Annotated in this window: 16 protein-coding genes; 3 read left to right on the top strand and 13 right to left on the bottom strand. The window is 65.6% G+C overall.

What is annotated here, in order from left to right; genetic code table 11:
- Positions 1-10: 10 nt before the first annotated feature.
- Together hutU and AC1POX_RS09090 are read left to right on the top strand one after the other, a co-directional pair.
- Entirely contained in the window at positions 11-1,678 is a 1,668-nt protein-coding gene (gene hutU / locus AC1POX_RS09095; RefSeq protein WP_372357016.1) for a urocanate hydratase, read from the top strand.
- A 269-nt stretch (positions 1,679-1,947) separates the two neighbouring features.
- On the top strand, positions 1,948-2,676 hold the full coding sequence (locus tag AC1POX_RS09090) for a hypothetical protein (protein ID WP_008576266.1): 729 nt from the start codon (positions 1,948-1,950) through the stop codon (positions 2,674-2,676).
- Positions 2,677-3,071: 395 nt separating this feature from the next.
- Here AC1POX_RS09090 and AC1POX_RS09085 read toward each other — a convergent pair whose 3' ends face one another.
- The 6 genes from AC1POX_RS09085 to ligA form a co-directional block, all read right to left on the bottom strand.
- A complete protein-coding gene (locus AC1POX_RS09085) occupies positions 3,072-5,540 on the bottom strand; it encodes a membrane-bound PQQ-dependent dehydrogenase, glucose/quinate/shikimate family (RefSeq protein WP_372357015.1) in 2,469 nt (822 codons plus the stop codon).
- A gap of 225 nt (positions 5,541-5,765) precedes the next feature.
- The gene (gene gyrA, locus AC1POX_RS09080) at positions 5,766-8,468 is read right to left on the bottom strand and encodes a DNA gyrase subunit A (RefSeq protein WP_011347032.1); all 2,703 of its coding nucleotides are present in this window, start codon (positions 8,466-8,468) and stop codon (positions 5,766-5,768) included.
- Positions 8,469-8,677: 209 nt separating this feature from the next.
- Positions 8,678-9,742: an S-methyl-5-thioribose-1-phosphate isomerase gene (gene mtnA / locus AC1POX_RS09075; protein WP_011347031.1), complete on the bottom strand. Its 1,065-nt coding sequence runs from the start codon at positions 9,740-9,742 to the stop codon at positions 8,678-8,680.
- A 198-nt stretch (positions 9,743-9,940) separates the two neighbouring features.
- Positions 9,941-10,627, bottom strand: a complete 687-nt coding sequence (locus tag AC1POX_RS09070) for a DUF3011 domain-containing protein (protein ID WP_008576270.1) — start codon at positions 10,625-10,627, stop codon at positions 9,941-9,943.
- Positions 10,628-10,735: 108 nt separating this feature from the next.
- Positions 10,736-11,698, bottom strand: a complete 963-nt coding sequence (gene epmA, locus AC1POX_RS09065; protein ID WP_057681549.1) for an EF-P lysine aminoacylase EpmA — start codon at positions 11,696-11,698, stop codon at positions 10,736-10,738.
- Complete coding sequence (gene ligA, locus AC1POX_RS09060; RefSeq protein WP_372357014.1) at positions 11,695-14,196, bottom strand: NAD-dependent DNA ligase LigA; 2,502 nt, start codon at positions 14,194-14,196, stop codon at positions 11,695-11,697. The genes epmA and ligA overlap by 4 nt, the downstream gene beginning before the upstream one ends.
- Positions 14,197-14,539: 343 nt before the next feature.
- Here ligA and AC1POX_RS09055 point away from each other — a divergent pair, with 343 nt between their 5' ends.
- A complete protein-coding gene (locus AC1POX_RS09055; RefSeq protein WP_031422051.1) occupies positions 14,540-15,664 on the top strand; it encodes a pyridoxal phosphate-dependent aminotransferase in 1,125 nt (374 codons plus the stop codon).
- A 177-nt stretch (positions 15,665-15,841) separates the two neighbouring features.
- Here the strand turns inward: AC1POX_RS09055 and AC1POX_RS09050 are convergent, their stop codons facing one another.
- From AC1POX_RS09050 to AC1POX_RS09020, 7 genes are all read right to left on the bottom strand, one after another.
- Positions 15,842-16,225, bottom strand: a complete 384-nt coding sequence (locus tag AC1POX_RS09050) for a hypothetical protein (protein WP_008576274.1) — start codon at positions 16,223-16,225, stop codon at positions 15,842-15,844.
- Between the two features lie 6 nt (positions 16,226-16,231).
- Entirely contained in the window at positions 16,232-16,963 is a 732-nt protein-coding gene (gene zipA / locus AC1POX_RS09045; protein WP_008576275.1) for a cell division protein ZipA, read from the bottom strand.
- Positions 16,964-17,019: 56 nt separating this feature from the next.
- Positions 17,020-20,523: a chromosome segregation protein SMC gene (smc, locus tag AC1POX_RS09040; protein ID WP_372357013.1), complete on the bottom strand. Its 3,504-nt coding sequence runs from the start codon at positions 20,521-20,523 to the stop codon at positions 17,020-17,022.
- Between the two features lie 209 nt (positions 20,524-20,732).
- Entirely contained in the window at positions 20,733-21,182 is a 450-nt protein-coding gene (gene rplI / locus AC1POX_RS09035; protein WP_003485864.1) for a 50S ribosomal protein L9, read from the bottom strand.
- 187 nt (positions 21,183-21,369) lie between these two features.
- Positions 21,370-21,600 (bottom strand): 30S ribosomal protein S18, encoded by a 231-nt coding sequence (gene rpsR, locus AC1POX_RS09030; RefSeq protein ID WP_002804494.1) that lies wholly within the window; start codon positions 21,598-21,600, stop codon positions 21,370-21,372.
- A gap of 11 nt (positions 21,601-21,611) precedes the next feature.
- Positions 21,612-22,043 (bottom strand): 30S ribosomal protein S6, encoded by a 432-nt coding sequence (rpsF, locus tag AC1POX_RS09025; protein ID WP_003485869.1) that lies wholly within the window; start codon positions 22,041-22,043, stop codon positions 21,612-21,614.
- Positions 22,044-22,449: 406 nt separating this feature from the next.
- Positions 22,450-22,788, bottom strand: a complete 339-nt coding sequence (locus AC1POX_RS09020) for a HesB/IscA family protein (RefSeq protein ID WP_372357012.1) — start codon at positions 22,786-22,788, stop codon at positions 22,450-22,452.
- Between the last annotated feature and the right edge of the window lie 58 nt (positions 22,789-22,846).

The following is a 22,846-nucleotide window of genomic DNA, read 5'->3' as shown; positions in this document are numbered from 1 at the left end:
GGAACCCGGCATGACCCGTCACGATGCAACCCGCGTCATCCGCGCCGCCACCGGCACCACGCTCACCGCCAAGAGCTGGCTCACCGAAGCGCCGCTGCGCATGTTGATGAACAACCTGGACCCGGACGTGGCCGAGCGCCCGCAGGAACTGGTGGTCTACGGCGGTATCGGCCGCGCCGCGCGCGACTGGGAATCCTTCGACGCCATCGTCGCTGCGCTCACGCGGCTGGACGAGGACCAAACCTTGCTGGTGCAGTCCGGCAAACCGGTGGGCGTGTTCCGCACCCATGCCGATGCGCCGCGCGTGCTGATCGCCAACTCCAACCTGGTGCCGCGCTGGGCCAACTGGGACCACTTCAACGAACTCGATCAAAAGGGCCTGGCCATGTACGGCCAGATGACCGCCGGCAGCTGGATCTACATCGGCGCGCAAGGCATCGTGCAGGGCACCTACGAAACCTTCGTGGAAATGGGCCGCCAGCACTACGCCGGCAATCTGGCCGGCAAGTGGCTGTTTACCGGCGGTCTCGGCGGCATGGGCGGCGCGCAGCCGCTGGCGGCGGTAATGGCCGGCGCCTCGTGCCTGGCGGTGGAGTGCCGCCGCTCCAGCATCGACATGCGCCTGCGTACCGGGTATCTGGATACGTGGACCGACTCTCTGGACGAGGCGCTGCGCCTGATCGAGGAGTCGTGCACCGCGAAAAAACCGCTGTCGGTCGGCCTGCTCGGCAATGTCGCCGACGTGCTGGACGAACTGCTGCTGCGCGGGATCAAACCGGATCTGTTGACCGACCAGACTTCTGCACACGACCCGGTCAACGGCTACCTGCCGCAGGGCTGGAGCGTGGAAGACTGGGATGCAAAGCGCGTGAGCGCGCCCAAGGAAGTGGAAGCCGCTGCGCGCGATTCGATGGCCAACCACATCCGCGCCATGCTCACTTTCCACGCGCTGGGCGTGCCTACCGTGGATTACGGCAACAACCTGCGCCAGATGGCGCTGGAAGCCGGCATCGACAATGCATTCGAATTCCCCGGCTTCGTGCCCGCCTACATCCGCCCGCTGTTCTGTCGCGGCATTGGCCCGTTCCGCTGGGTTGCGCTCAGCGGCGACCCGGACGACATCGCCAAGACCGACGCCAAGGTCAAGGAGCTCATCCCCGACGATGCGCACCTGCATCGCTGGCTCGACATGGCCGCCGAAAAGATCGCCTTCCAGGGCCTGCCCGCGCGCATCTGCTGGGTGGGCCTGGGCGATCGCCACCGGCTGGGCCTGGCCTTCAACGCCATGGTGCGCAGCGGCGAGCTGAAGGCGCCGGTGGTGATCGGCCGCGACCATCTGGATTCGGGCAGCGTGGCCTCGCCCAATCGCGAAACCGAAGCGATGGCCGACGGCTCGGACGCGGTCTCCGACTGGCCGCTGCTCAATGCCCTGCTCAACACCGCCAGCGGCGCCACCTGGGTGTCGCTGCATCACGGCGGCGGCGTCGGCATGGGCTTTTCGCAGCACGCCGGCATGGTCATCGTCTGCGACGGCAGCGAGGCCGCCGACAGGCGCATCGAACGCGTGCTCTGGAACGACCCGGCCACCGGGGTGATGCGCCACGCCGATGCCGGTTACGCCATTGCAACCGATTGCGCGAAGGAAAAAGGGCTGGATTTGCCTGGCATTCTTCGCTGACCCGGCCGAACAGCGCCACGCTTTGGGGGCACCGCTGCAGCATCCGGGCCGCTCCCGCCCGCAGCCTTGTTCATGCCTTCCGCGGTCCCCCGCAAGGGCCCGCTGTCGGGCCTCTTACGGCTGCCATTGGCCACATCAGATGCTGTGCGCCGGCACCATGCAGTTGCCGTGTCTGGGCACGATGTCCCGGATCGGGGCATGCGCCGGGGATCAGCCTCAAGTCTGCGCGTTGCAGGCCGACAAGATATGCAACGTTTCGAGGAATCCCCATGGGCATCCTGATCTACCTGGTGCCTGCATTCGCACTCTGGGCGCTGATCGCGACCGGGCTGGCATTCGTGCGTGGCCGCCAGCTGCGTGCCGAATCCGGCGAGCTTGCCAGTACGCAGGACAGCCTTGGCCGCTATCAGGCGGCGCTGTCGCAACTGAAGGCGCGAGCGGCGGCCACCACGCTGGAACTGGAATCGCTGCAGCGTAGCTATGCCGTGCTCAAGCAATCGCTGGAACAGCATGAGCAGAACGCCTCCGAGCAGCAGGCAGCCGCTGCCGGCCAGGTGATTCCCATGGTGCTGGTGCAGCGGCTGGATATCGCCAGCGAGATCGGCACGCTGTTCGCGCATGTGGCGCGCGTGGCGCGCAGCCTGCGTCGCTACAGCGCCTACAGCCGCGGCCACAACGCACCCGAGCCTGCCACCGCGCGCTACGACCTGCACTGGCTTGCCGATTGTCTGCACAGCTTCGATCAGATCGGTCATGCGCTGGTACGTGGCAATGTCGCTGCGCTGATCACCGCCTGCCAGGATCTGCTATCGATGTACGAGCACTACCTGAAGGATGGCTCCGGCTACAACAGCCGCGACACCTTCCAGCGCCTGAGCAACGATGTGCCGCTGTCCGAGGCCACTGATGCGATCCGCTCGATCATCGTCAAGGCGACGCTGGCGCAGGACGTGCGCGATGCGGTGCAGGACGACGAGGTGGCGGCGAACGTTGGGTGATTCAGGAATCGGGAATCGGGAATCGGGAATCGGGAATCGGGAATCGGGAATCGGGAATCGGGAATCGGGAATCGGGAATCGGGAATCGGGAATCGGGAAAGCGTGCGGCCTGATGCATCATGTGGGCAAGCGCTGGGCAGATAGCGTCGTCTTGCCGAGATAGCTGAGCGCTTGCCAGATGTGCTTCAAGAAAAAAGCGCACCGCTTGCGGTGCGCTTTTTCGTGCTTCAACGTCCTGAGTCACTGACGAATGGTGCGATCCCTCGTAGCTGCCGGAGGACGACTCGCGGGCGACATCAGCATGTCTGCCTGCATTGCACACTCCGATTCCAGCCACTAACCACGTGGCATTGCGTCTGCCTGTCTTTAGCAGCCGCCCCCGCTCGTCTCCGACATCATTGCGCCTTCTGCGGTAACGCGTAGGCGATCAACGCATCGCCTGCCGGGGTCTCCATGAAGTGGTGCCCGCCGGCCATGATGACCAGATACTCGCGTCCATCGTATTCGTACACCATCGGGTTGGCCTGGCCGCCGGCCGGCAACTTGGCATGCCACAGCTCCTTGCCGGTGGCCAGATCGATCGCGCGGATCAGGTCGTCGGTGGCTGCGGCAATGAAGATCAAACCGCTTGCCGTCACCACCGCGCCACCATTGTTCGGTGTACCGATTTCGATCGGCAGGCCGGAACGGATGCCGAACGGGCCATTGCCGCGCGCACTGCCGAACGGGCGGTCCCACAGCGTCTTGCCGCTGGCCAGATCGATGGCGCGGATGCCGCCATACGGTGGCTCCTTGCACAGCAATTTGGTGAACGGCAGACGCCAGCCGGCATTGACGTTGACTGCATACGGCGTGCCGGTCTGCGGGTCGCCTGCGCCTTCCGCACCGCCCGCATCGCCACGCACTTCATCACGCGGTGCCGAACCCAGCTTGTCGGCCTTGGCGCGCGGCACCAGCAGGTTGTAGTTGGGCATGTCGTTGTAATTGGCCACGATCACACCGCGGTGCGGATCTACCGCCACGCTGCCCCAATCCGAACCACCGTTGTAACCGGGGTACTCGATCGAATGCCGGTCCGCTTCCGGCGGCGTGTAGATGCCCTTATAGCTGGCCTTGCGGAACTGGATACGGCAAACCAGCTGGTCGATCGGGGTCATGCCCCACATGTCGCGTTCGGTCAGATCCGGCTTGCGCAACGTGTGGTACAGCGAGAACGGCTGCGTCCTGGCACGCATCTGCGGCTCCACGCCACCGCCTGGCACCGCACGCTCTTCCACGCCCACCAGCGGCTTGCCGGTGCGTCGATCCAGGACGTACAGCTCGCCCTGCTTGCTAGGCAACAGCACCGCCGGCACGTTGACGCCGTCCTTGGGGAAGTCGATCAGGCTCGGCTGCGAGCCCAGGTCGTAGTCCCATGCATCGATGTGGGTGGTCTGGAAATTCCATGCCGGCTTGCCGGTGGCGACATCCAGCGCCACCAGCGAGGTCGCGTAACGGTTTTCCTGCGGCGTGCGCGAGCTGCTCCAGTAATCGGCTGTGGAATTGCCCATCGGCAAATAGACATAGCCCAACTGCTCATCGGCTGCGGCGGTGGTCCACATATTGGGCGTGCCGCGTGTCCAGCTCTGGCCCGGCGGCGGTGCGCCGTTCCATTCCGGATGCGTCATGTCCCAGGCCCAACGCAACTTGCCGGTGACCGCGTCGAAGCCTTCGATCACACCGGAGGGCTCGTAACGCTTCTGCCCGTCGAGCACCTGATGCCCGGTGACCACCACGCCGCGCACGATGGCCGGCGGCGAATTGATCGACACATAGCCCGGCGGCGTCTGGCCCATACCGACGGTGATATCGACCTGACCGTTGCTGCCGAAATCCGGGCACGGCGTGCCGCTGCGTGCGTCCAGCGCAATCAAGCGCCCGTCGAGCGTGCCTTCGATCACGCGCGTGCGGCACAGCTGTGCGGTTGCTCCAGCATCCGCAGCGGTGGCAGCCGCCGGCACTTCGTAATACGAGACGCCACGGCATGCCGCCGTGTACGGAATCGCTTCGTCCTTGACCTTGGGATCGTAGCGCCAGCGCTGCTTGCCGCTGGCGGCATCCAGCGCAATCACCTGGTTGCGTGCAGTACATAGGTACAGGCTGTCGCCCACCTTCAGCGGCGTGGTTTCCGCACCCCAGCGCTTGTTCGGCAGATCGCCGGTGTGGAAAAGCCAGGCTTGCTGCAGCTGCGCGACGTTGTCACGATTGATCTGCTGCAGCGGCGAATAGCGTTGGCCGGCCTGGCTGCGTCCGTATGCGGGCCAATCGTCGTCGGCCGGTGCATTCGCCGGCTGTACGCCGGACGCCGCGACCGGGGCGGAGGTGTCGCGGTTGACCAGACCACCGAGCATGCCTGCCGCATGCGCCAGCGCGCCATCGGCTTCAGTCACGCCATGCGGCATGAACGCCAATGCGAACGCCACCACAAATACCATCGCCAGCGCACCGGCCAGGCTGCGCGATACCGTGCGCGACACAGGGCGATGCAGTTTCGGTAGCAACAGCGCAAGCACGAATGCCAGACCCACGATCAGGCCCAGACGCGGCACCCAGCGCCAGTAATCGCTGCCTGATTCCCACCACGTCCAGAGCAACGAAACCGCCACCACGCCGGCAAACCACCAGGCGCCCGCGTTGCGGCCACGAAACAGCAGCACGCCGGCAACGAGCATCGCCGCACCGGCCGGTGCGTAATACCAAGAGCCGCCCAACGCAGCCAGCCACACGCCACCGGCAAGCAGCACCGCGCCCAGTAAAGCAATCACGCCTCCCAAGGTCGCCAGCGCCCAATGGCCGCGACCGGAAGGACGATCCAGAATCGTCATCCCTTGTTCCTCTTCGACTCAGCGGCGACGCAACGCCGCCGCACCACCCACAACCTTCGACCCGTGCCAGTGAAAGAGCCGCGATCTTTGCGGCGAACGCATGAAGACACTGCGTTGCAGATGTCAGCACTCGCCATAAAGCGTGGCGCCCCAAACCTTCGCGCATAAAAAAAACGCCGGTTTTCACCGGCGTTTTTGCTCAACTGCATCGCGTTGGCGCTGCGATCATGCGTCAGTTGTTGGCGGCGCCTCGCTCACACTTGCGCCTGCTTCGTCCACCACCTCATCCACTTCATCCAGCGACGCATCCAGGCGTTCCACCGCCTGCAACTTTTCGCCCTTGGACAAGCGGATCAGCGTGACGCCCTGCGTATTACGGCCAACGCGCGAGATCTCCGAACCACGCGTGCGCACCAGCGTGCCGCCATCGGAAATCAACAGCACTTCGTCGGTGGCGCCCAGCAGCACTGCACGCACCAGCTTGCCGTTGCGCTCGGTGGTCTGGATGCCGATCACGCCCTGGGTGCCACGCCCCTTGCGCGGGTACTCGGTCAGCGGGGTGCGCTTGCCGTAGCCGTTCTCGGTGGCCGTCAGGATGTAGGCCACGTTGCCGTCGTCGGCGACCTCGATTACGGCAGACTCGCCGCCATCGGTGGCTTCCACCACGTCATCGACCTCCTCTCCTTCGATCTCTTCTTCGACACCGCCAGCACGCTCGGCCACGATCAGGCTGACCACTTCCTCGCCCTTGGTCAGACGGATACCGCGCACGCCGGTGGCGGTACGGCCCATCGAACGCACGGTGGATTCGCCAAAGCGCACGGTCTTGCCGTTGGAAGCGAACAGCAACACGTCGCGGTCGCCATCGGTCAAGGCCACCCCGACCAGCGCATCGCCCTCGTCCAGGTTGATGGCGATCTTGCCGCGCGCCAGACGGAAGGCGAATTCGCTCAACGGCGTCTTCTTGACCGTGCCGTTGCGTGTGGCGAAGAACACGTAGCGGTTGTCGGCGTATTCGCGCACCGGCAGCACCGCCTGCACGCGCTCGCCGGCTTCCAGCGGAATCCAGTTGATGATCGGCCTGCCACGCGCATTGGAGCCGGCTTCCGGCAACTGGTGCACCGGCAGCCAGAACACCTTGCCGCTGCTGGTGAAGGTCAGCAGCGTGTCGTGCGTGTTGACCAGCCACAGCTGGTCGATGAAATCTTCTTCCTTGGTCGCTGCGGCAGAGCGGCCACGGCCACCGCGGCGCTGCGCGCGATACGCGCTCACCGGCTGGCGCTTGGCGTACCCGGCGTGCGACAGCGTCACCACCACGTCCTCCGGCGCGATCAGATCCAGGATGTCCAGATCTTCTTCGCTGTGACGGATTTCGGTGCGGCGTTCGTCGCCATATTCTTCGCGGATATTGATCAGCTCGTCGCGGATCACCTGCAGCAGCACGTCCGGGTTTTCCAGGATGCGGATCAGGCCTTCGATGACGCCGAGCAACTGCTTGTACTCGTCGGTCAGCTTTTCCTGTTCCAGGCCGGTGAGGCGATGCAGACGCATTTCCAGGATCTGCGAGGCCTGCACTTCGCTGAGCTGGTAGAAGCCCTGGATCAGGCCCACGCCCGGCGGCAGATCTTCCGGCTTGGAGGCTTCAGCGCCGGCGGCGCCCAGCAGCGCGCCCACCAGGCCCGGTTGCCAGGTCTTGGCCAGCATGCGCTCGCGCGCTTCCTGCGGGTTGGCCGAGGTCTTGATCAACTCGATCATTTCATCGATGTTGGCCAACGCGACGGTCAGGCCTTCCAGCACGTGCGCACGCGCACGCGCCTTGCGCAGTTCGAAAATGGTGCGGCGGGTGACCACCTCGCGGCGGTGGCGGATGAACGCCTCCAGCATCTGCTTGAGGTTCATCAACTGCGGGCGGCCGTCGATCAGCGCCACCATGTTGATGCCGAACACCGCCTCCATCTGGGTCTGCTGGTACAGGTTGTTGAGCACAACCTCGGCAGATTCGCCGCGCTTGACTTCGATGTAGATGCGCATGCCGTCCTTGTCGGACTCATCGCGCAACTCGCTGATGCCTTCGAGCTTCTTTTCCTTGACCAGCTCGGCGATCTTCTCGATCAGCCGCGCCTTGTTGACCTGGTACGGGATCTCGGTGACGACGATCGCCTCGCGACCGTTGTCGGCCACTTCCACATCGGCCTTGGCGCGGATGCGCACACGGCCACGGCCGGTGCGGTAGCCGGCCGCGATGCCGGCAGTGCCGTTGATGATGCCGGCGGTGGGGAAATCCGGGCCGGGGATGTATTCCATCAGGCCTTCGACGTCCAGCTCGGGTGTGTCGATCAGCGCGATGCAGGCGTTGATCGCCTCGGTCAGGTTATGCGGCGGGATATTGGTGGCCATGCCCACCGCGATACCGGCCGAGCCATTGACCAGCAGGCTCGGGAACCGGGTCGGCATGACCGTCGGTTCCTGTTCCTTTTCGTCGTAATTGGGCTGGAAATCGACGGTTTCCTTGTCGATGTCGGCCATCAGCTCATGCGCCAGCCGCGACATGCGCGACTCGGTGTAACGCATTGCCGCAGCGGAGTCGCCGTCGACCGAACCGAAGTTACCCTGACCGTCGACCATCATGTAGCGCAGCGAGAACGGCTGCGCCATGCGCACCAGCGTGTCGTACACCGACTGGTCGCCGTGCGGATGGTATTTACCGATGACGTCGCCGACGATACGCGCCGACTTGAAGTAGGCCTTGTTGCTGTGTGCGCCCAGCTCGTGCATCGCGTACAGCACGCGCCGGTGCACAGGCTTGAGGCCATCACGGGCATCGGGGAGTGCGCGGCCCACGATCACGCTCATCGCGTAATCGAGGTAGCTCTTGCGCATCTCGTCTTCCAGGTTGACCTGGATGATTTCCTTGGCGGTTTCTGCCATTCGGGTTCCGTATGTGAGGTGGCGGGCGAGCCGGAAAGCCGCGTCGGGAGCGCCCTTGCATCAGGCTGCCGACCCCACGCTCCCGCCGATCGATTCAAGCGCCGGATTGTACCACGGCAGGGCATCCCGACGCCTCCGCTTTACCAGCCAGAAACAAGCACTTGCAGGGAGTTTGGGCGGCGTTGGAAGCCGGGCGGCCGGCCCCGGGCTCAGGCGCCGAAGGCGGCCTGCATCCGCGCCAGGTCCGGCTGTGCGATCACGCCGCGTTCGGTGACGATTGCGTCGATCAGATCGCCCGGAGTGACGTCGAAAACCGGGTTCCAGGCATGGATGCCATCGGCCACCGTCCTGACCCCGCCCACGCCGAACAACTCGCCGGGATCGCGTTGCTCGATCTCAATCTGGTCCCCGCTGGCCGTTGCCATATCCACCGTGGACGACGGCGCCACCACCATGAATTTGACCCCGTGGTGGCGGGCGGCGATGGCCAGCTGGTAGGTGCCGATCTTGTTGGCGGTATCACCATTGGCGCAGATGCGATCGGCGCCGACGATCACCCACTGCACCAGTCCGGATTTCATCAGATGCGAGGCCGCCGAATCGGCGATCAGGGTGGCGTCGATACCGTCCTGCTGCAGCTCCCACACGGTCAGGCGTGCGCCCTGCAGCCACGGCCGGGTCTCTCCGGCGAACACCTTGGCAATGCGCTGTTGCGCCATGCCGGCGCGGATCACGCCCAGTGCGGTGCCAAAGCCGGCGGTGGCCAGCGAGCCGGTGTTGCAATGGGTGAGCACGCCGCTGCCAGGTGCGATCAACGCGGCGCCAAGCGCGCCCATGTGGCGGTTGGCGGCCAGGTCTTCATCGGCGATGGCCTGCGCCTCGCGCGCGATCACCTCGCGCCAGTCGGCGCCGGCCGCGCCCAGTACGCGGCGCATGCGCATCAGCGCCCAGGCCAGGTTGACGGCAGTCGGACGCGCCGCGTTGAGCCGCAGCAGCGCCGGCTCCAGCTTCTGCAGCGCAGCGCTGCCGTCGTCGGCAGCGATGTCGCGCGCGGCCAGCACCACGCCCCAACCTGCCGCGATGCCGATCGCCGGCGCACCGCGCACGGCCAGGGAATGGATCGCCTCGGCCACCGCGTCGCTGCTGTCGCAACGCACATGCGCCACCTCGAAGGGCAGCTTGCGTTGGTCGAGCAACTCAAGGGCATCGCCGGTCCACAGCAGTGGCCGGATGTGGTCGTAGCGGGCGTAATCGATATGGGCGCTGTCGTTCATGCGCCCATTGTAAGGCGCGCGCAGCGCCTGCGCCGTTGCACGACCGCGCGGCCTTGGCGCGGCGAACAAACCCACTGCGCAGCCGGCAGGCGGCCGCGGCCGGTGCCCGGAATCGGCAGGTACCACTCGTACACCTGCGCTGACGGCGCGTCGTCCCGACCCGCATGACGACTGCGCGCGATGTCGTGTTGGCCGCTCTCAGTCGACGATGAACTCGGCGCGGCAGCCGTCGTTCACCCACACCCCGTCGCGGCTCCAGCCCCAGGTCTGGCCTTCCACGCAGGGCGTTTTGGACATCTGCCGGCCCAGGCGCACCGCACGTTCCACCGACACCCCGCAGGTGCGCCGCGCGCTTTTCTTCGATTCGCAGGTAACCATGCGCGGCACCGCGACGAAGCCGGAGCCATCTTCTGCGCCCACTTCGAATTCGCCGTCGCATCCACGCGAGACCCAGATTTCGTTGCGGCGAACGCCCCAGGTGCGCCCTTCCTTGCATGGCCACATCGAGCGTTGCCGCAGCAGCCGCACCGGCGCGCCCCGCAGCACCACCGGGCAGGCCACCGTGCCGCCGTTGGAATCGCAGCGCACCACGCGGCGCATCACGGTTGCGGTCTTCGCACGGGTCGCTGCGAATTCGGCGCGGCAGCCTTGTTCGACCCACACGCCGTCGCGTTCGACATCCCATTCGCTACCGCGGATGCAGCTGGTTTCGGAGAGCTGGCGCACCAGTTGCACGCCTTGGGCGGTGTCCATCGCGCAGTGCACGCGCGCCAGGTCCTTGGACTCGCAGCGCACCACGCCGGCTGCGCGGTCGGACGCGCGCGCATCGGCGAGCAGCAGCAGCGGCAAGCACCACAAACCGCATAAGCTGACCAGCCACTTCATGCCGACAATCCTCACCCCGAACGATCTTCGTCGCGCCCCCGTGGACGTGAAGATGAGAGCATCATCGATGTGAAGATAGCAATACGGCGCCAATGACAGCCAGATGACTCAGGCGCGGGCGAAGTCGAACGCCAGCACGTCGGCAATCTGCGTGGTGCCGCGCAAGGCCATCAACAGGCGATCCACGCCCACCGCCACACCGGCGCAGTTAGGCAACTGCGACAACACCGCCAGCAGGCGCTCGTCCAACGGCAGCTGCGGCAATCCACGTGCCGCACGCACGGCGTTGTCGCGCACGAAGCGCGCACGCTGCTCCTGCGCATCGTTCAGTTCGTGATAGCCATTGGCCACCTCGAAACTGCCCAGATACAGCTCGAAGCGCTCGGCGACCGGCGGATCGTCGTGGCGGATCCGCGCCAACGCACACTGACTGGCCGGCCAATCGTGCACTACCGTCAGGGTGTCGGCGGCAAAGCCCGGCTGGATGCGATGGGTCATCAGCAGGTCCAGCCAATCGTCGCGGGTCAGACCCACAGGATCGATCGCCACGTCATGCAAGGCAGCGCGTAGCATTTCGATCGGGTCGCACAATGGGTCGATGCCCAGCGCCTGCACAAAGAGCGCGCGATACGTCAGCACCTGCACCCTCGCCTGGCGCCCGACCAGCGCCAGCGCGCGACGCACCAATTCGATGGTCTCCTGCGCCAGACTGCGATCGTTCCAGCCCACCCGATACCATTCGAGCATGCTGAACTCGGGATTGTGACGGCCACCGGCTTCGCCGTTGCGAAACACCCGTCCCAGCTCGTAGCAATCGCCCAGGCCGGCGGCAAGCAGGCGTTTGAGCGGATACTCCGGCGAGGTACGCAACCAGCGCAGCGGCGCGCCAGCATCGACATGACCGGTGAAGCGCGTACTGAAACTTTCGATATTCGGTTCTGTATTGCCGGCCTCCGAAAGCACCGGCGTTTCCACTTCCAGCACGCCGCGTTCGGCGAAGAAGTCGCGGATCGTGGCGTTGAGCCGCGCCCGCAACTGCAGCGCGGCCAGATCCAACTGCGCCGTGCTCATGGCTGTTGGCCGTGGTCGCCCAGGAAGGCCAGCAGACGCGCTTCGTCCCAGATCTCCACGCCCAGCGACTGCGCCTTGTCGAGCTTGGAACCGGCTTCTTCGCCGGCCACCAGAAATGCCGTCTTCTTGGAGACGCTACCGGCGACCTTGGCGCCCAATGCTTCGAGCCGCTGCTTGGCCGCATCGCGCGTCAGCGCAGCCAGGGTCCCGGTGATGACCACGGTCTGGCCATCGAGCGGGCCGGCGTGCAGCGCATCGGCTTGGGGCAGACGCGCCAGCACGGTTTCCATCGCCTGCTGCGCCGCATTCGCGAGCGCAGTGTTTTCGGGGCGATCCAGCCATTGCAGCAACGCGGCCACCACGGGTGCCGGAACGCCAGCTTGCTGCAAGGCATCGGCACCGGCTGTGCGCAACGCAGCGAACGAATCCACCGCCGCGGCAAGCTGCTGCGCGCGCACCGGCGTCACCTTGGGAATGTCCATGTCTTCCAGCACGCTGGCAAAACTCAGCGCCTCGCGCAGCTTGGGCGAAGGTGGATGCGTATCGCCGATGCGCACGCCACGCTGCAGCAGGTCATCGATGGCCTGCTGATTGCCGGCCTGATCGAAGAAGTGCCCAAGCGAACGCGCCACTTCGCCGCCGATGTCCGGCACGCGCTTGAACAGCGGCCACGGCAGATGCCGGATCAATTCCAGATCGCCGAACCAGGCCGACAACGCCTTGGCCGTGCTTTCGCCCACATGCTCGATACCCAGCGCAAACAGGAAACGCTCCAGCGTGGTGTCGCGCGATGTTTCGATCGCCTCGATCAGATTCTCCGCCCACTTGGTGGCGATCTTCTTACGGTTCCAGTCGAAGCGCGGCAAGCCTGCGCGCAGCAGATCGGCCTGCCAGGTCTGCGGCACGTCGCGCTCGCCGGCCAGGTCCACGCCGATGCCGACCACGCTGGTTTCCAGCTGCGCATATGCGCCGCTGGCCAGATGCTCGCGCGCCTCGCGCAAGAACGCGTGCGGGCTCTCGGCCGTGCTGATCAGGCGCAATTGCAGCAGCTGATCCACGCTTAGCAGATACAGGTCGGCCACGCCTTTCACCAGGCCACTGTCGACCAGCACTTCGATGAATTTTTCGCCCAGGCCGTCCACATCCATCGCGCGCCGCGAGACAAAATGCCGGAACGCCTCCTTGCGCTGCGCCGGGCAGGTCAACTCGCCGGAACAGCGCCAGACCGCCTGACCTTCTTCGCGCACGATCTGCGAACCGCACACCGGGCATTGCGTCGGCATCTGCCAGGCCTGGGTACCGGGCGGGCGCTGGTCGGCCACCACAGCGGCCACTTCAGGAATGACATCCCCGGCGCGGCGCACGATCACCGTGTCGCCCACGCGCACATCCAGCCGCGCGATCTGGTGGGCATTGTGCAGCGTGGCATTGGTGACGATCACCCCAGCCACATGCACCGGCTTCAAGCGCGCCACCGGCGTGGCCGCACCGGTGCGGCCGATCTGGATCTCGATCGCCTCCACCGTGGTGGACTGCTCCTGTGCGGGGAACTTGTGCGCAATCGCCCAACGCGGCGCGCGCGAGACGAAGCCCATTTCGCGTTGCCCGGCCAGATCGTCGAGCTTGTACACCACGCCATCGATATCGAAGGCCAGCCCATCGCGTGCGGCACCGATGCGCTGGTAATACGCCAGCAGACCATCGCTGCCCTGCACCACCTCGACCAGCGCGCTGACCGGAAAGCCCCACGCACGCAACTGCGCCAGGATCGCCGAATGGGTCTGCGGCAATGCGCCTTCGCTCACTTCGCCGACGCCGTAGGCAAAGAAGCTCAGCGGGCGCTGCGCGGTGATGCGCGCATCCAGCTGGCGCAGCGAGCCGGCCGCGCCATTGCGCGGGTTGGCCAGCACCTTGCCGCCCTGCGCACGCATCTGTGCGTTGTAGGCTTCGAACGCGGCGCGCGGCATGTAGACCTCGCCGCGCACTTCCAGCACCTGCGGCCAGCCCTCGCCGCGCAGCCGCAATGGAATCGCCTTGACGGTGCGCAGGTTGGCGCTGACATCCTCGCCGGTGGCGCCATCGCCGCGCGTGGCGCCCTGCACGAACTCGCCATTCTCGTAGCGCAGGCTGATCGCCAGGCCATCGAGCTTGGGTTCGGCCGAAAACAGCGGTTGCTTGACCTCCAGCCGCTCGCTGATGCGCCGCACGAACTCGGTCACTTCCTCATCGCTGAAGGCATTGCCCAACGACAGCATCGGCAAGGCATGCCGCACTTCGGCAAATCGCGAGGCGGCCAGATGACCGACGCGCTGGGTTGGCGAATCGGCACTGGCCAATTCCGGGTGCGCGCGCTCCAAGGCCTCCAGCTCGCGCATCAACTTGTCGTAATCGGCGTCGGCCATCTGCGGCTCGTCGAGCACGTGATACCGGTAGTTGGCGTCTTCGATGCGACGGCGCAGGGCATCGATGCGCTGAGCGGGATCCGGGCTGGCAGTCATACGATCGCAGGGCTGGCTCTGGGCCGCCTATTCTAACGGGCCATGCCGATGCCAAGGTCAGCGGTGCGGGTGCCGTTCGCGATGACTGAGCGATGCTTGAGCGATGGATGAAGTCGTTTGCGTCGATGCGCACCGGGCGCGCCAGCACCCATTCGCATCCGGGCTGGACAGCGGGCCCGGCAGGAGCACGGCCATTACAGCCAGCCACCGTCACGCCACCTGTCTCTGCCGTCCAACGCCTGCAAGCATGCGTCAAACAGTTTTATGGCAATTCCCCGATAGGCAGACAGACACAAACCCGCTAGCGTGGCGCCCTCTTTGCCCGCCGCCTATGGAGTTCGCCGTGTCGTTGCCCGTCTCGCGCCGTTCGTTTCTCAGCCTCGCTACCACCGGCGTGGCGGTTTCCGCACTGGGGCTGGCACCCGCAGCCGAAGCGGCCCGCAAGCGCGCCGCGGCGCCGGCAACGCCGGGCGTGGCCGCGGCGGCCGGCACGGTCTACCTCAACCTCAACGAGCATCCGCTCGGGCCTGCCCCGGCCGCCTTGGACGCTGCCACCCGTTCGCTGGCACGCTCGGGCCGCTACCTGCTCGAGATGGAGCAGGATCTGCGTAACCTGATGACCGGCGAGCTGCAGCTGCCCAACGATCATCTGTCGTTATTCCCCGGCTCGCGGGACGCGCTGAACCGTGCCGGCAGCCTGTTCACGTCCGCGCGTGCAGGGCTGGTGGTGGCCGACCCGAGCTTCGACCCGTTGATCGAAAGCGCCACCGCCCGCGGCGTGGCCGTACGCAAGGTGCCGCTGCGTGCCGATGGCGCGCATGACGTCAAGGCGATGGCCAAGGCCGACCCGACTGCCGGCATGCTGTACCTGTGCAACCCCGGCAACGCCACCGGCGCCATCACCCCGCGCGCCGACATCGAATGGTTGCTGGCCAACAAACCGGCCAGCGCCGTGCTGGTGGTCGACGAGGCGTACATCCACTACAGCAACGAGCCCTCGGTGGCCGATCTGGTGCGTCAGCGCCAGGATCTGATCGTGCTGCGCAGCTTCTCCAAGCTCTACGGCATGGCCGGCCTGCGCCTGGGCGCCGCCCTTGCCCCGCCCGGCCTGCAGACCAAACTTGCCGCTTTCGGCAGCAACCCGGTGTCGGTTCCGGCAATGGCCGCCGGTATCGCCAGCCTGCGCGACCCGCTGCTGGTGCAGACCCGCCGCGCCGAGAACGCCCGGGTGCGCGAGGAGACCATCGCCTGGCTCAAGGGCAAGGGCTACACCTGCCTGCCCTCGCAAGCCAACTGCTTCCTGCTGGACGTCAAGCGCGATGCGAGCGTGTTCGCCGATTCGATGCAAAAGCAGGGCGTCATCGTCGGCCGCAGCTGGCCGATCTGGCCCAAGCGCGTGCGCGTCAGCGTGGGGACCGAAGCGGAAATGCTGCGCTTCCGCGAGGCATTCGGGAAAGCCAAGCGTTGAGCACTCAGCACTGAATGGTAGATCCTTCTCCACTCGGGACATTGTCCTCCTTCATGGGGGAGAAGGTGCCCCGAAGGGGTGGATGAGGGTGCGAGCGACGCCTGGCGTTGTCCGGCTGCACGAGGGCTTCGCCCCGTACCCTCACCCCCTCTCCCGCAGGAGAGGGGCTTAAAGTTCCTAGCGATCCAACCCATCAGGCTCCGGTGCGCGCAGCGTGCGGCGGATCCACAGATAGCTGATGACGAAGGTCAGCGCCATCGAGCCGGCGTTCCACAACAGCAGCTCGTGCAGTAGCGGCGGGCCTTGCAGGATGTGCAGGTAATAGCGGCGATCCAGCAGCGCGATGGCGTGCGGCATGAACACGCTGACGAAAGGCGTCGGCACCGGCGCGACCAGCAACGTGATCGCGGCAGCAAAGCCCACGACCACCCAGGGCGAATGTCGCGGCCTTTTGCGCAGGCGCGCGGCGATCCTGGTGAAGATCCACAACAACGGCATCGCCAAGATCGCCCACAGCACCAGCAGCAATGCCACCGCCAACACGCCCTGCAGGCTCAACATGTCAACTCACCAGCGCGGCGACTTGGTCAGCGGCGGTGCCTGGTGCTGGCGATCGTAGGCGCGCAGTTCGTCGCGGATATGCGCAACACGCTGGCGGCCCAACGCATTGCGGCTGTCGTCCAACACCACGCCATCCAGCAGCTCGGCCATGCGCTGCACGGTGGGCAGCATTTTTTCCCAGGCGTCGAGCGCAGTCATCGGTGCCGGCAGCGTGAGGAAGAACGCAATCGCCGGCGTCTGCATCTCGCGGATGTTGGCCATGTCGAAACTGCCGGGCTTGAGGATGCTGGCCATGCTGAAGATCGGCCCGCGCTCCGGGTGGCCTTCCACCAAGCGGTGGAACACGTTCATGTGGCCGAACACCAGCCCGGTCTTCTCTGCGGCCACCACCACATCTTCGCCGCGCAACACCTGGCCCGCCTTGGCGGCCACGAACAACGACACGATCTTGTCGAAATCCTGGTTCGGGCGCTTGCCGACCTCGTTGCCGCCGGAAGCATCCTGCCCTTCCAGGTTGAGCTCGCTCTGCTCGACGCCTTCTGCGCGTTCTGCAGCGTCACCCTCCACACCAAACTCGCTGGAAATCACCGGCTCGCGCCGTTCGCGCGGCTGGCCTTCGTCCTTGTCGACCCGGCGCCCTTGCGGCGATTTCTTCGGGCGACCAAATAGGAAGATGGCCGCGACCAGCAGCAGTCCAGCGATCAGGATCCCGATCCGGATCATGGCCATGTCGGACATTCAGCGTGCCTCCGCATAAGAGTGACAGGTGTCGTTATTCCAACAAGCATGGCACGTCATGCCGCACCCGCCAAACGTGCGGCCTCTTCCAGGTCCACGCTGACCAGACGGCTGACGCCCGGCTCGCGCATGGTCACGCCGGAGAGCTGGCGCGCGGCTTCCATCGTGGCCTTGTTGTGGCTGACGAACAGGAACTGCACCTTTTCGCTCATCTCGCGCACCATGTTGGCAAGACGGCCGACATTGGCTTCGTCCAGCGGCGCGTCCACTTCGTCGAGCAGGCAGAACGGCGCCGGGTTGAGCTGGAAGATCGCAAACACCAGCGCCACCGCAGTCATTGCCTTCTCGCCGCCGGAAAGCAGCGAAATGCTCGACACGCGCTTGCCCGGCGGGCGCGCCATGATGGTGACGCCGGTGTCGAGCAGGTCTTCGCCGGTGAGTTCCAGATACGCATGGCCGCCGCCGAACAGGCGCGGGTACAGCGCCTGCACGCCGGAGTTGACGCGGTCGAAGGTGTCCTTGAAGCGGCCGCGGGTCTCGCGATCGATCTTGCGAATGGCTTCTTCCAGCGTTTCCAGCGCGGTGTTGAGATCCAGGTTCTGCGCGTCCAGGTATTCGGAGCGTTGCGCGGCCTCGCCGTACTCCTGGATGGCGGCCAGGTTCACCGGCTCCAGGCGACGCATGCGCGCGTCGATCTGGCCAACGGCCGCTTCCCATTCGGCCACGTTGGCCGCCTCGGACAACCCGTTGACCACGTCTTCCAGCACGAAGCCCGCCTTGACCACCGCCGCTTCCAGTTGCTCGGCATTGAGCACCAGCGCCTGTTGATCGAGCTTGCGTTGCGAAATGCGCTCGCGCTGCGCCAGCGCTTGTTCGTCGCGTTGTTGGCGGGTCTGTTCGAAGCTGCGCAGCTCGCTGTCGATGCTGTCGAGCAGGGTGCGCGCTTCGCCTAGCGCGCGCTCTGTGCGCACGCGTTCGCTCAACGCGGCCTGATGTTCGTGTTCCAGTGTTTCCACCGGCGAATCGCCTTCGCTCAGCTGGGCGACCAGATCTTCCAGGCGCGTATCGAGCTGCCCGCGCTGGCTGTCCATGCGTTCCAGGGTCTGGCTCAGCGATGCGATCTGGGTGCGTTGCGACTCCAGCGTCAGCGCCAATGCATGCATCGCATCGCGCACGCCGCGCGCGGCATCGCGCGCCTGATCGCGTGCATCGGTGAGTTGACGGCGCTCGCTTTCCAGCGCTTCGCGCGTGCCCTGCAGATCGCCCATCAGGGTGACTGCGTCTTCGAGTTTTGCGCGCGCCTCGCGGGCCTGCTCGCGGCTGGTGTCCAGCGTTTCCAGCAGTTGCGCCAATTCGGTTTCGATGCGCTCGATGCGCGTGCGCGCCGCGTCGACCTTGCCCTGCTGACTCTGCAATTGCCCGGCCAGTTCGGAAACGCTGCGGTGCGCCATGTACAGCTGGCGCTGCGCGTCTTCGCGCTGCTGCTCTGCCGCCAGCGATTGTTCGCGAAAGCTGGAGAGCTGATGTTCAAGCTCGGCTTCGCGCTCCTGCAAGGTTTCGATCTGCGTACGCAGTTCTTGAATCTCGCGCTCACGCAGCAACGCGCCCTGCTTGGCCGCGCCCGAGCGCGAGACGCGCACCCAACCCTCGCCCAGCCGCTCGCCAGTGCGGGTGATCACCGAATCGCCTTCGGGCAGGCTGCGTTGCAGCGTGCGCGCAGCGTCCAGATCCTCGGCGGTGTGCAGACGCGCAAGCAGGCGACGGATCGCGATCGGCCCCTGCACCTTGGCGGCCAGCGAGGTCGGCGCGAAGCTCGCATTGTCAGTGGCACTGGACACCAGCGCGATGCGGCCATCGCCCAACTCGCCCAGCGCGTCGACCAGTTGCTCCGGCGCCTCCACCAGCACGCCTTCGATCAACTGCCCCAAGGCGCCTTCGACCGCGTTTTCCCAGCCACTCTCGACGCTGATGCGCTCGCCCACGCGCGCGGCCGAATCCAGTCCGCGCGACTTCAGCCACGCCACTGCGGCGCCCTGCTCCTGGCCAAGCGCGGCCTGTTGCAAGGTTTCCAGCGACGACAGCCGGCCACGCGCAGCCTGCGCCTGTTTGCGCACTTCGGCCAGCTCGCCTTGGCTGGCGCGTTGCTGTTCCTGCAGCCCAGCGAGCGCGTGCTTGCGCGCCTCGACCTGCTCGGTCAGGCCGTCCAGCGAGGTCTTCTGGGTTTCATGGCGCAGTTCGATCTGCTCGAACGCCTCGGCCAATGCGTCCAGGTCCAGCCCGGCACGCTCGTTGACCAGTGCTTCGCGGCGGCGGTCGGCTTCCAGTGCCTGGCGGTCCAGATAATCGACGCGCGTGCGCTCCACTTCACCGGCACGCGAGGCTTCGCCGGTGTCGCGGTTATGGGTTTCCCAGCGCTGCTGCCAGTCGGCCAGCCGCGCTTCGGCTTCGCGTAGCGACTCCTGGCGGAATTCGTGGTCTTCGCGCAGTTGCTCCAGTTGCGGTTCGGCAGCGGCGACCGCTTCGCGCAGCACGCTCAATTTGGCCGAGTCGCCGCTGATGTGCTGGGTCAATTCCTGCAGCTGGCTCTGCGCCTCATCGCGCGCCTTGTGCAAGCGATGCGAGAGTTCGCGTTGGTGCTGGATCTGCTGCTCGATACGCGCCAACGCGCCACCGACCTGGTAGACGTCGGCTTGTGCCTTGGCCACCGCTTCGGCGGCTTCTTCGCGGCGCACGCGGCCGGTCTCGATGCGTGCTTCGGCATCGCGTTGCTCGGCAATCAATTGCTGCAGGCGTGTCTCTTCCTGATTCAACTTCTCGCGCAGGCCCTGCAACCGACCATCCAGACCGCGGTATTCCAGCGCCTTCCACTCGGCGTCCTTGATCCGGCGCTCTTCCTGCAGTGCCTGGTACTGCTCGGCCTGCCGCGCCTGGCGCTGCAGATGCGCCAACTGCTTGGTGATTTCTTCGCGCAGGTCGCTCAGACGGTCGAGGTTTTCGCGCGTATGCCGAATACGCGTCTCGGTTTCCTTGCGGCGCTCCTTGTACTTGGAAATGCCGGCGGCTTCTTCCAGATAGACGCGCAGGTCTTCCGGGCGCGCTTCGATGATCTGGCTGATCATGCCCTGCTCGATGATCGAGTAGCTGCGCGGCCCAAGGCCGGTGCCCAGGAACAGATCGGTGATGTCGCGGCGCCGGCACTTGGTACCATTGAGGTAGTAGGCGCTATTGCCGTCGCGGCTGACCAGGCGCTTGACCGAGATCTCGTTGAACGAGGCGAACTCGCCACTGATGGTGTGGTCGGAGTTGTCGAAGATCAGCTCCACCGTCGCCTGCGATACCGGCTTGCGTGCCGAAGAGCCGGAAAAGATCACGTCGGTCAGCGAATCGCCACGCAGGCGGCTGGCCGAGCTTTCGCCCATCACCCAGCGCACCGCGTCGATGATGTTGGACTTGCCGCAACCATTGGGGCCGACGATGCCGGTCATGTTGGTGGGCAGGTGCAACGTGGTCGGGTCGACGAACGACTTGAAACCGGACAGCTTGATCGTGGACAGGCGCATGGGGGCTGGAGATTCCGGGCACCGCGCGGACGAGGCCGGCAGGTACTTTTCCTGTGAAGCCAGCGCCCAAGCCCTTGATCCATAAGATCCGCGGGCCGTGGAACCGGCAATGGGGCATGAGTATAACGGGCATGCCCGCACTGGCGGCGGCACCCCAAAAACGAAGGGCGCCTAACAAGGCGCCCTTCGGGTGACACATGTGGCCTGGATCAGGCGTCGGATTCGACGATGACCTTGACCGTGGTTTCCACATCTGCGTGCAGGTGCAGCACAACGTCGTATTCGCCAACATTGCGGAATGCGCCTTCGCCCAGGATCACTTCGCTCTTTTCCAGCGGCAGGCCGGCGGCGGTGAACGCCTCGGCGATGTCGCGCGGGCCAACCGAGCCGTACAGCTTGCCTTCGGTCGATGCATGCGCACCGATGGTGACGCTGGCGCCCTCGAACTTGGTGGCGCGGCTCTGTGCCTCGGCCAGGATGCTGTTGGCCTTGGCTTCGTACTCGGCGCGCTTGGTTTCGAACGCTTCAACGTTGGCAGCGGTAGCCGGCACGGCCTTGCCCTGCGGCACGAGGAAGTTGCGGCCGTAACCCGGCTTGACGCTGACCTTGTCGCCCAGGTTGCCCAGGTTGGTCACTTTCTGCAGAAGAATCAGATCCATGGTGTTACTCCGTTATTCGTTAGCGCCGGCATGTGGAGGGCGCAACGGGTGCTGTCCGAAAAGACGGGATTCGGGAATCGGGAGTCGGGAATCGTAAAAGCACGATTAACACCGCATCTCGAATGACCGGCCTCTATATTTTTAATTACCCGCACACGGATGTGCGGGCTCTTCCGAGGGACTCGGATTAAACGTCGTGGTTGTCCGTGTACGGGATCAGCGCGAGGAAACGTGCGCGCTTGACGGCCGTGGCCAGCTGGCGCTGGTACTTGGACTTGGTACCGGTCACGCGGCTCGGCACGATCTTGCCGTTCTCGGTGAGGTACTGACGCAGGGTGTTGAGATCCTTGTAGTCGATCTCTTTGACGCCCTCGGCGGTGAACTTGCAGAACTTGCGACGACGGAAGAACTTGGACATGACAGCGCTCCTTAAGCGGCTTCGGCGTTGTCGCCGTCGTTATCGTTGGCGGCGGGCGCTTCGCCCTCTTCGTCGTCACGACGACGACGCTCGCTACGCTCGGGCTTGTCGCCCTTCTCGTCCTTGCTCTTCATGATCAGCGACTGCTCGGTGTCGGCGCCATCGCGCTTGACGACCAGGTGACGCAGCACCGCATCGTTGAAGCGGAAGCTTTCCACCAGCTCGCTCAGCACGGCCTGGTCGACTTCGATGTTGAGCAGCACGTAGTGCGCCTTCACCAGGTTCTGGATCGGGTAGGCCAGCTGACGACGGCCCCAGTCTTCCAGGCGGTGGATGGTGCCGTTACCGCCCTCGATCAGCGACTTGTAGCGCTCGATCATGGCCGGGACCTGCTCGCTCTGGTCCGGATGGACCAGGAACACGACTTCGTAATGACGACTCATGTTGTTTTACCTTTCGGATGTGGCCACGTGGGCCGGACAGCTCCCCGGTGGTCCGCGCAAGCGGCCGGTGGAGCAAGGGGTTCCGCCCGGAATCGGGCAGGAAGCAGGAAAGTATGGCAGATCAGATGCTTAGCCGCAACAGACCGGGCAAGGTTACTTTCAAAGCCCCTCTCCTGCCGGGGCTCCAAGGCGCGGTCTGCGCGCCACTGGCGCGCGTGGCTTGGAGCGCCCGCGCTGCAAGCGCGGGCTGGGGCGCAGAGCGGGGGTTGGGGTGAGGATACGGGGCAAAGCCACTCGTGTCGTTCAACCACGCGAAGCTTCGCCCGTCCCCTCATCCGACCCTTTTGGGGCAGCCTCTCCCGGTGGGAGAAGGAAACACTCCAGCGCCGCTTGGCTCAGGTCGCGCTCAGCGATGCTCGTCCGCGGTGGTGAAGCTCTCCCCGCAGCCGCATTCGGCCGTGGCGTTGGGATTGCTGAAGGTGAAGGTCTCGCTCAGGCCGTGCTTGCCGAAGTCGATGCAGGTGCCATCCACCAGCGGCAGGCTGGCGGGGTCGACGAAGATGCGTACCCCGCCCTGCTCGAAGACCGCGTCGTCGTCGCGCGACTCGCGTGCCAGGTCGGTGACGTGGCCCCATCCGGAACAACCGGTCTTGGTCACGCCAAAGCGCAGACCCAACGCACCCGGGGTCTGCTGCACGAAACGCTGCACGCGCTCCAGCGCGGCGGGGGTGAGGCTGACGGCCATGAGGGCACTCCGAAACAGTGGTGGCAAGTATAGCGAGGCCGCAACAACCGGGCAGAAC

The organism is Xanthomonas sp. NCPPB 3442 (genome assembly GCF_056725145.1).
This window is presented reverse-complemented; position numbering and strand designations above follow the sequence as displayed.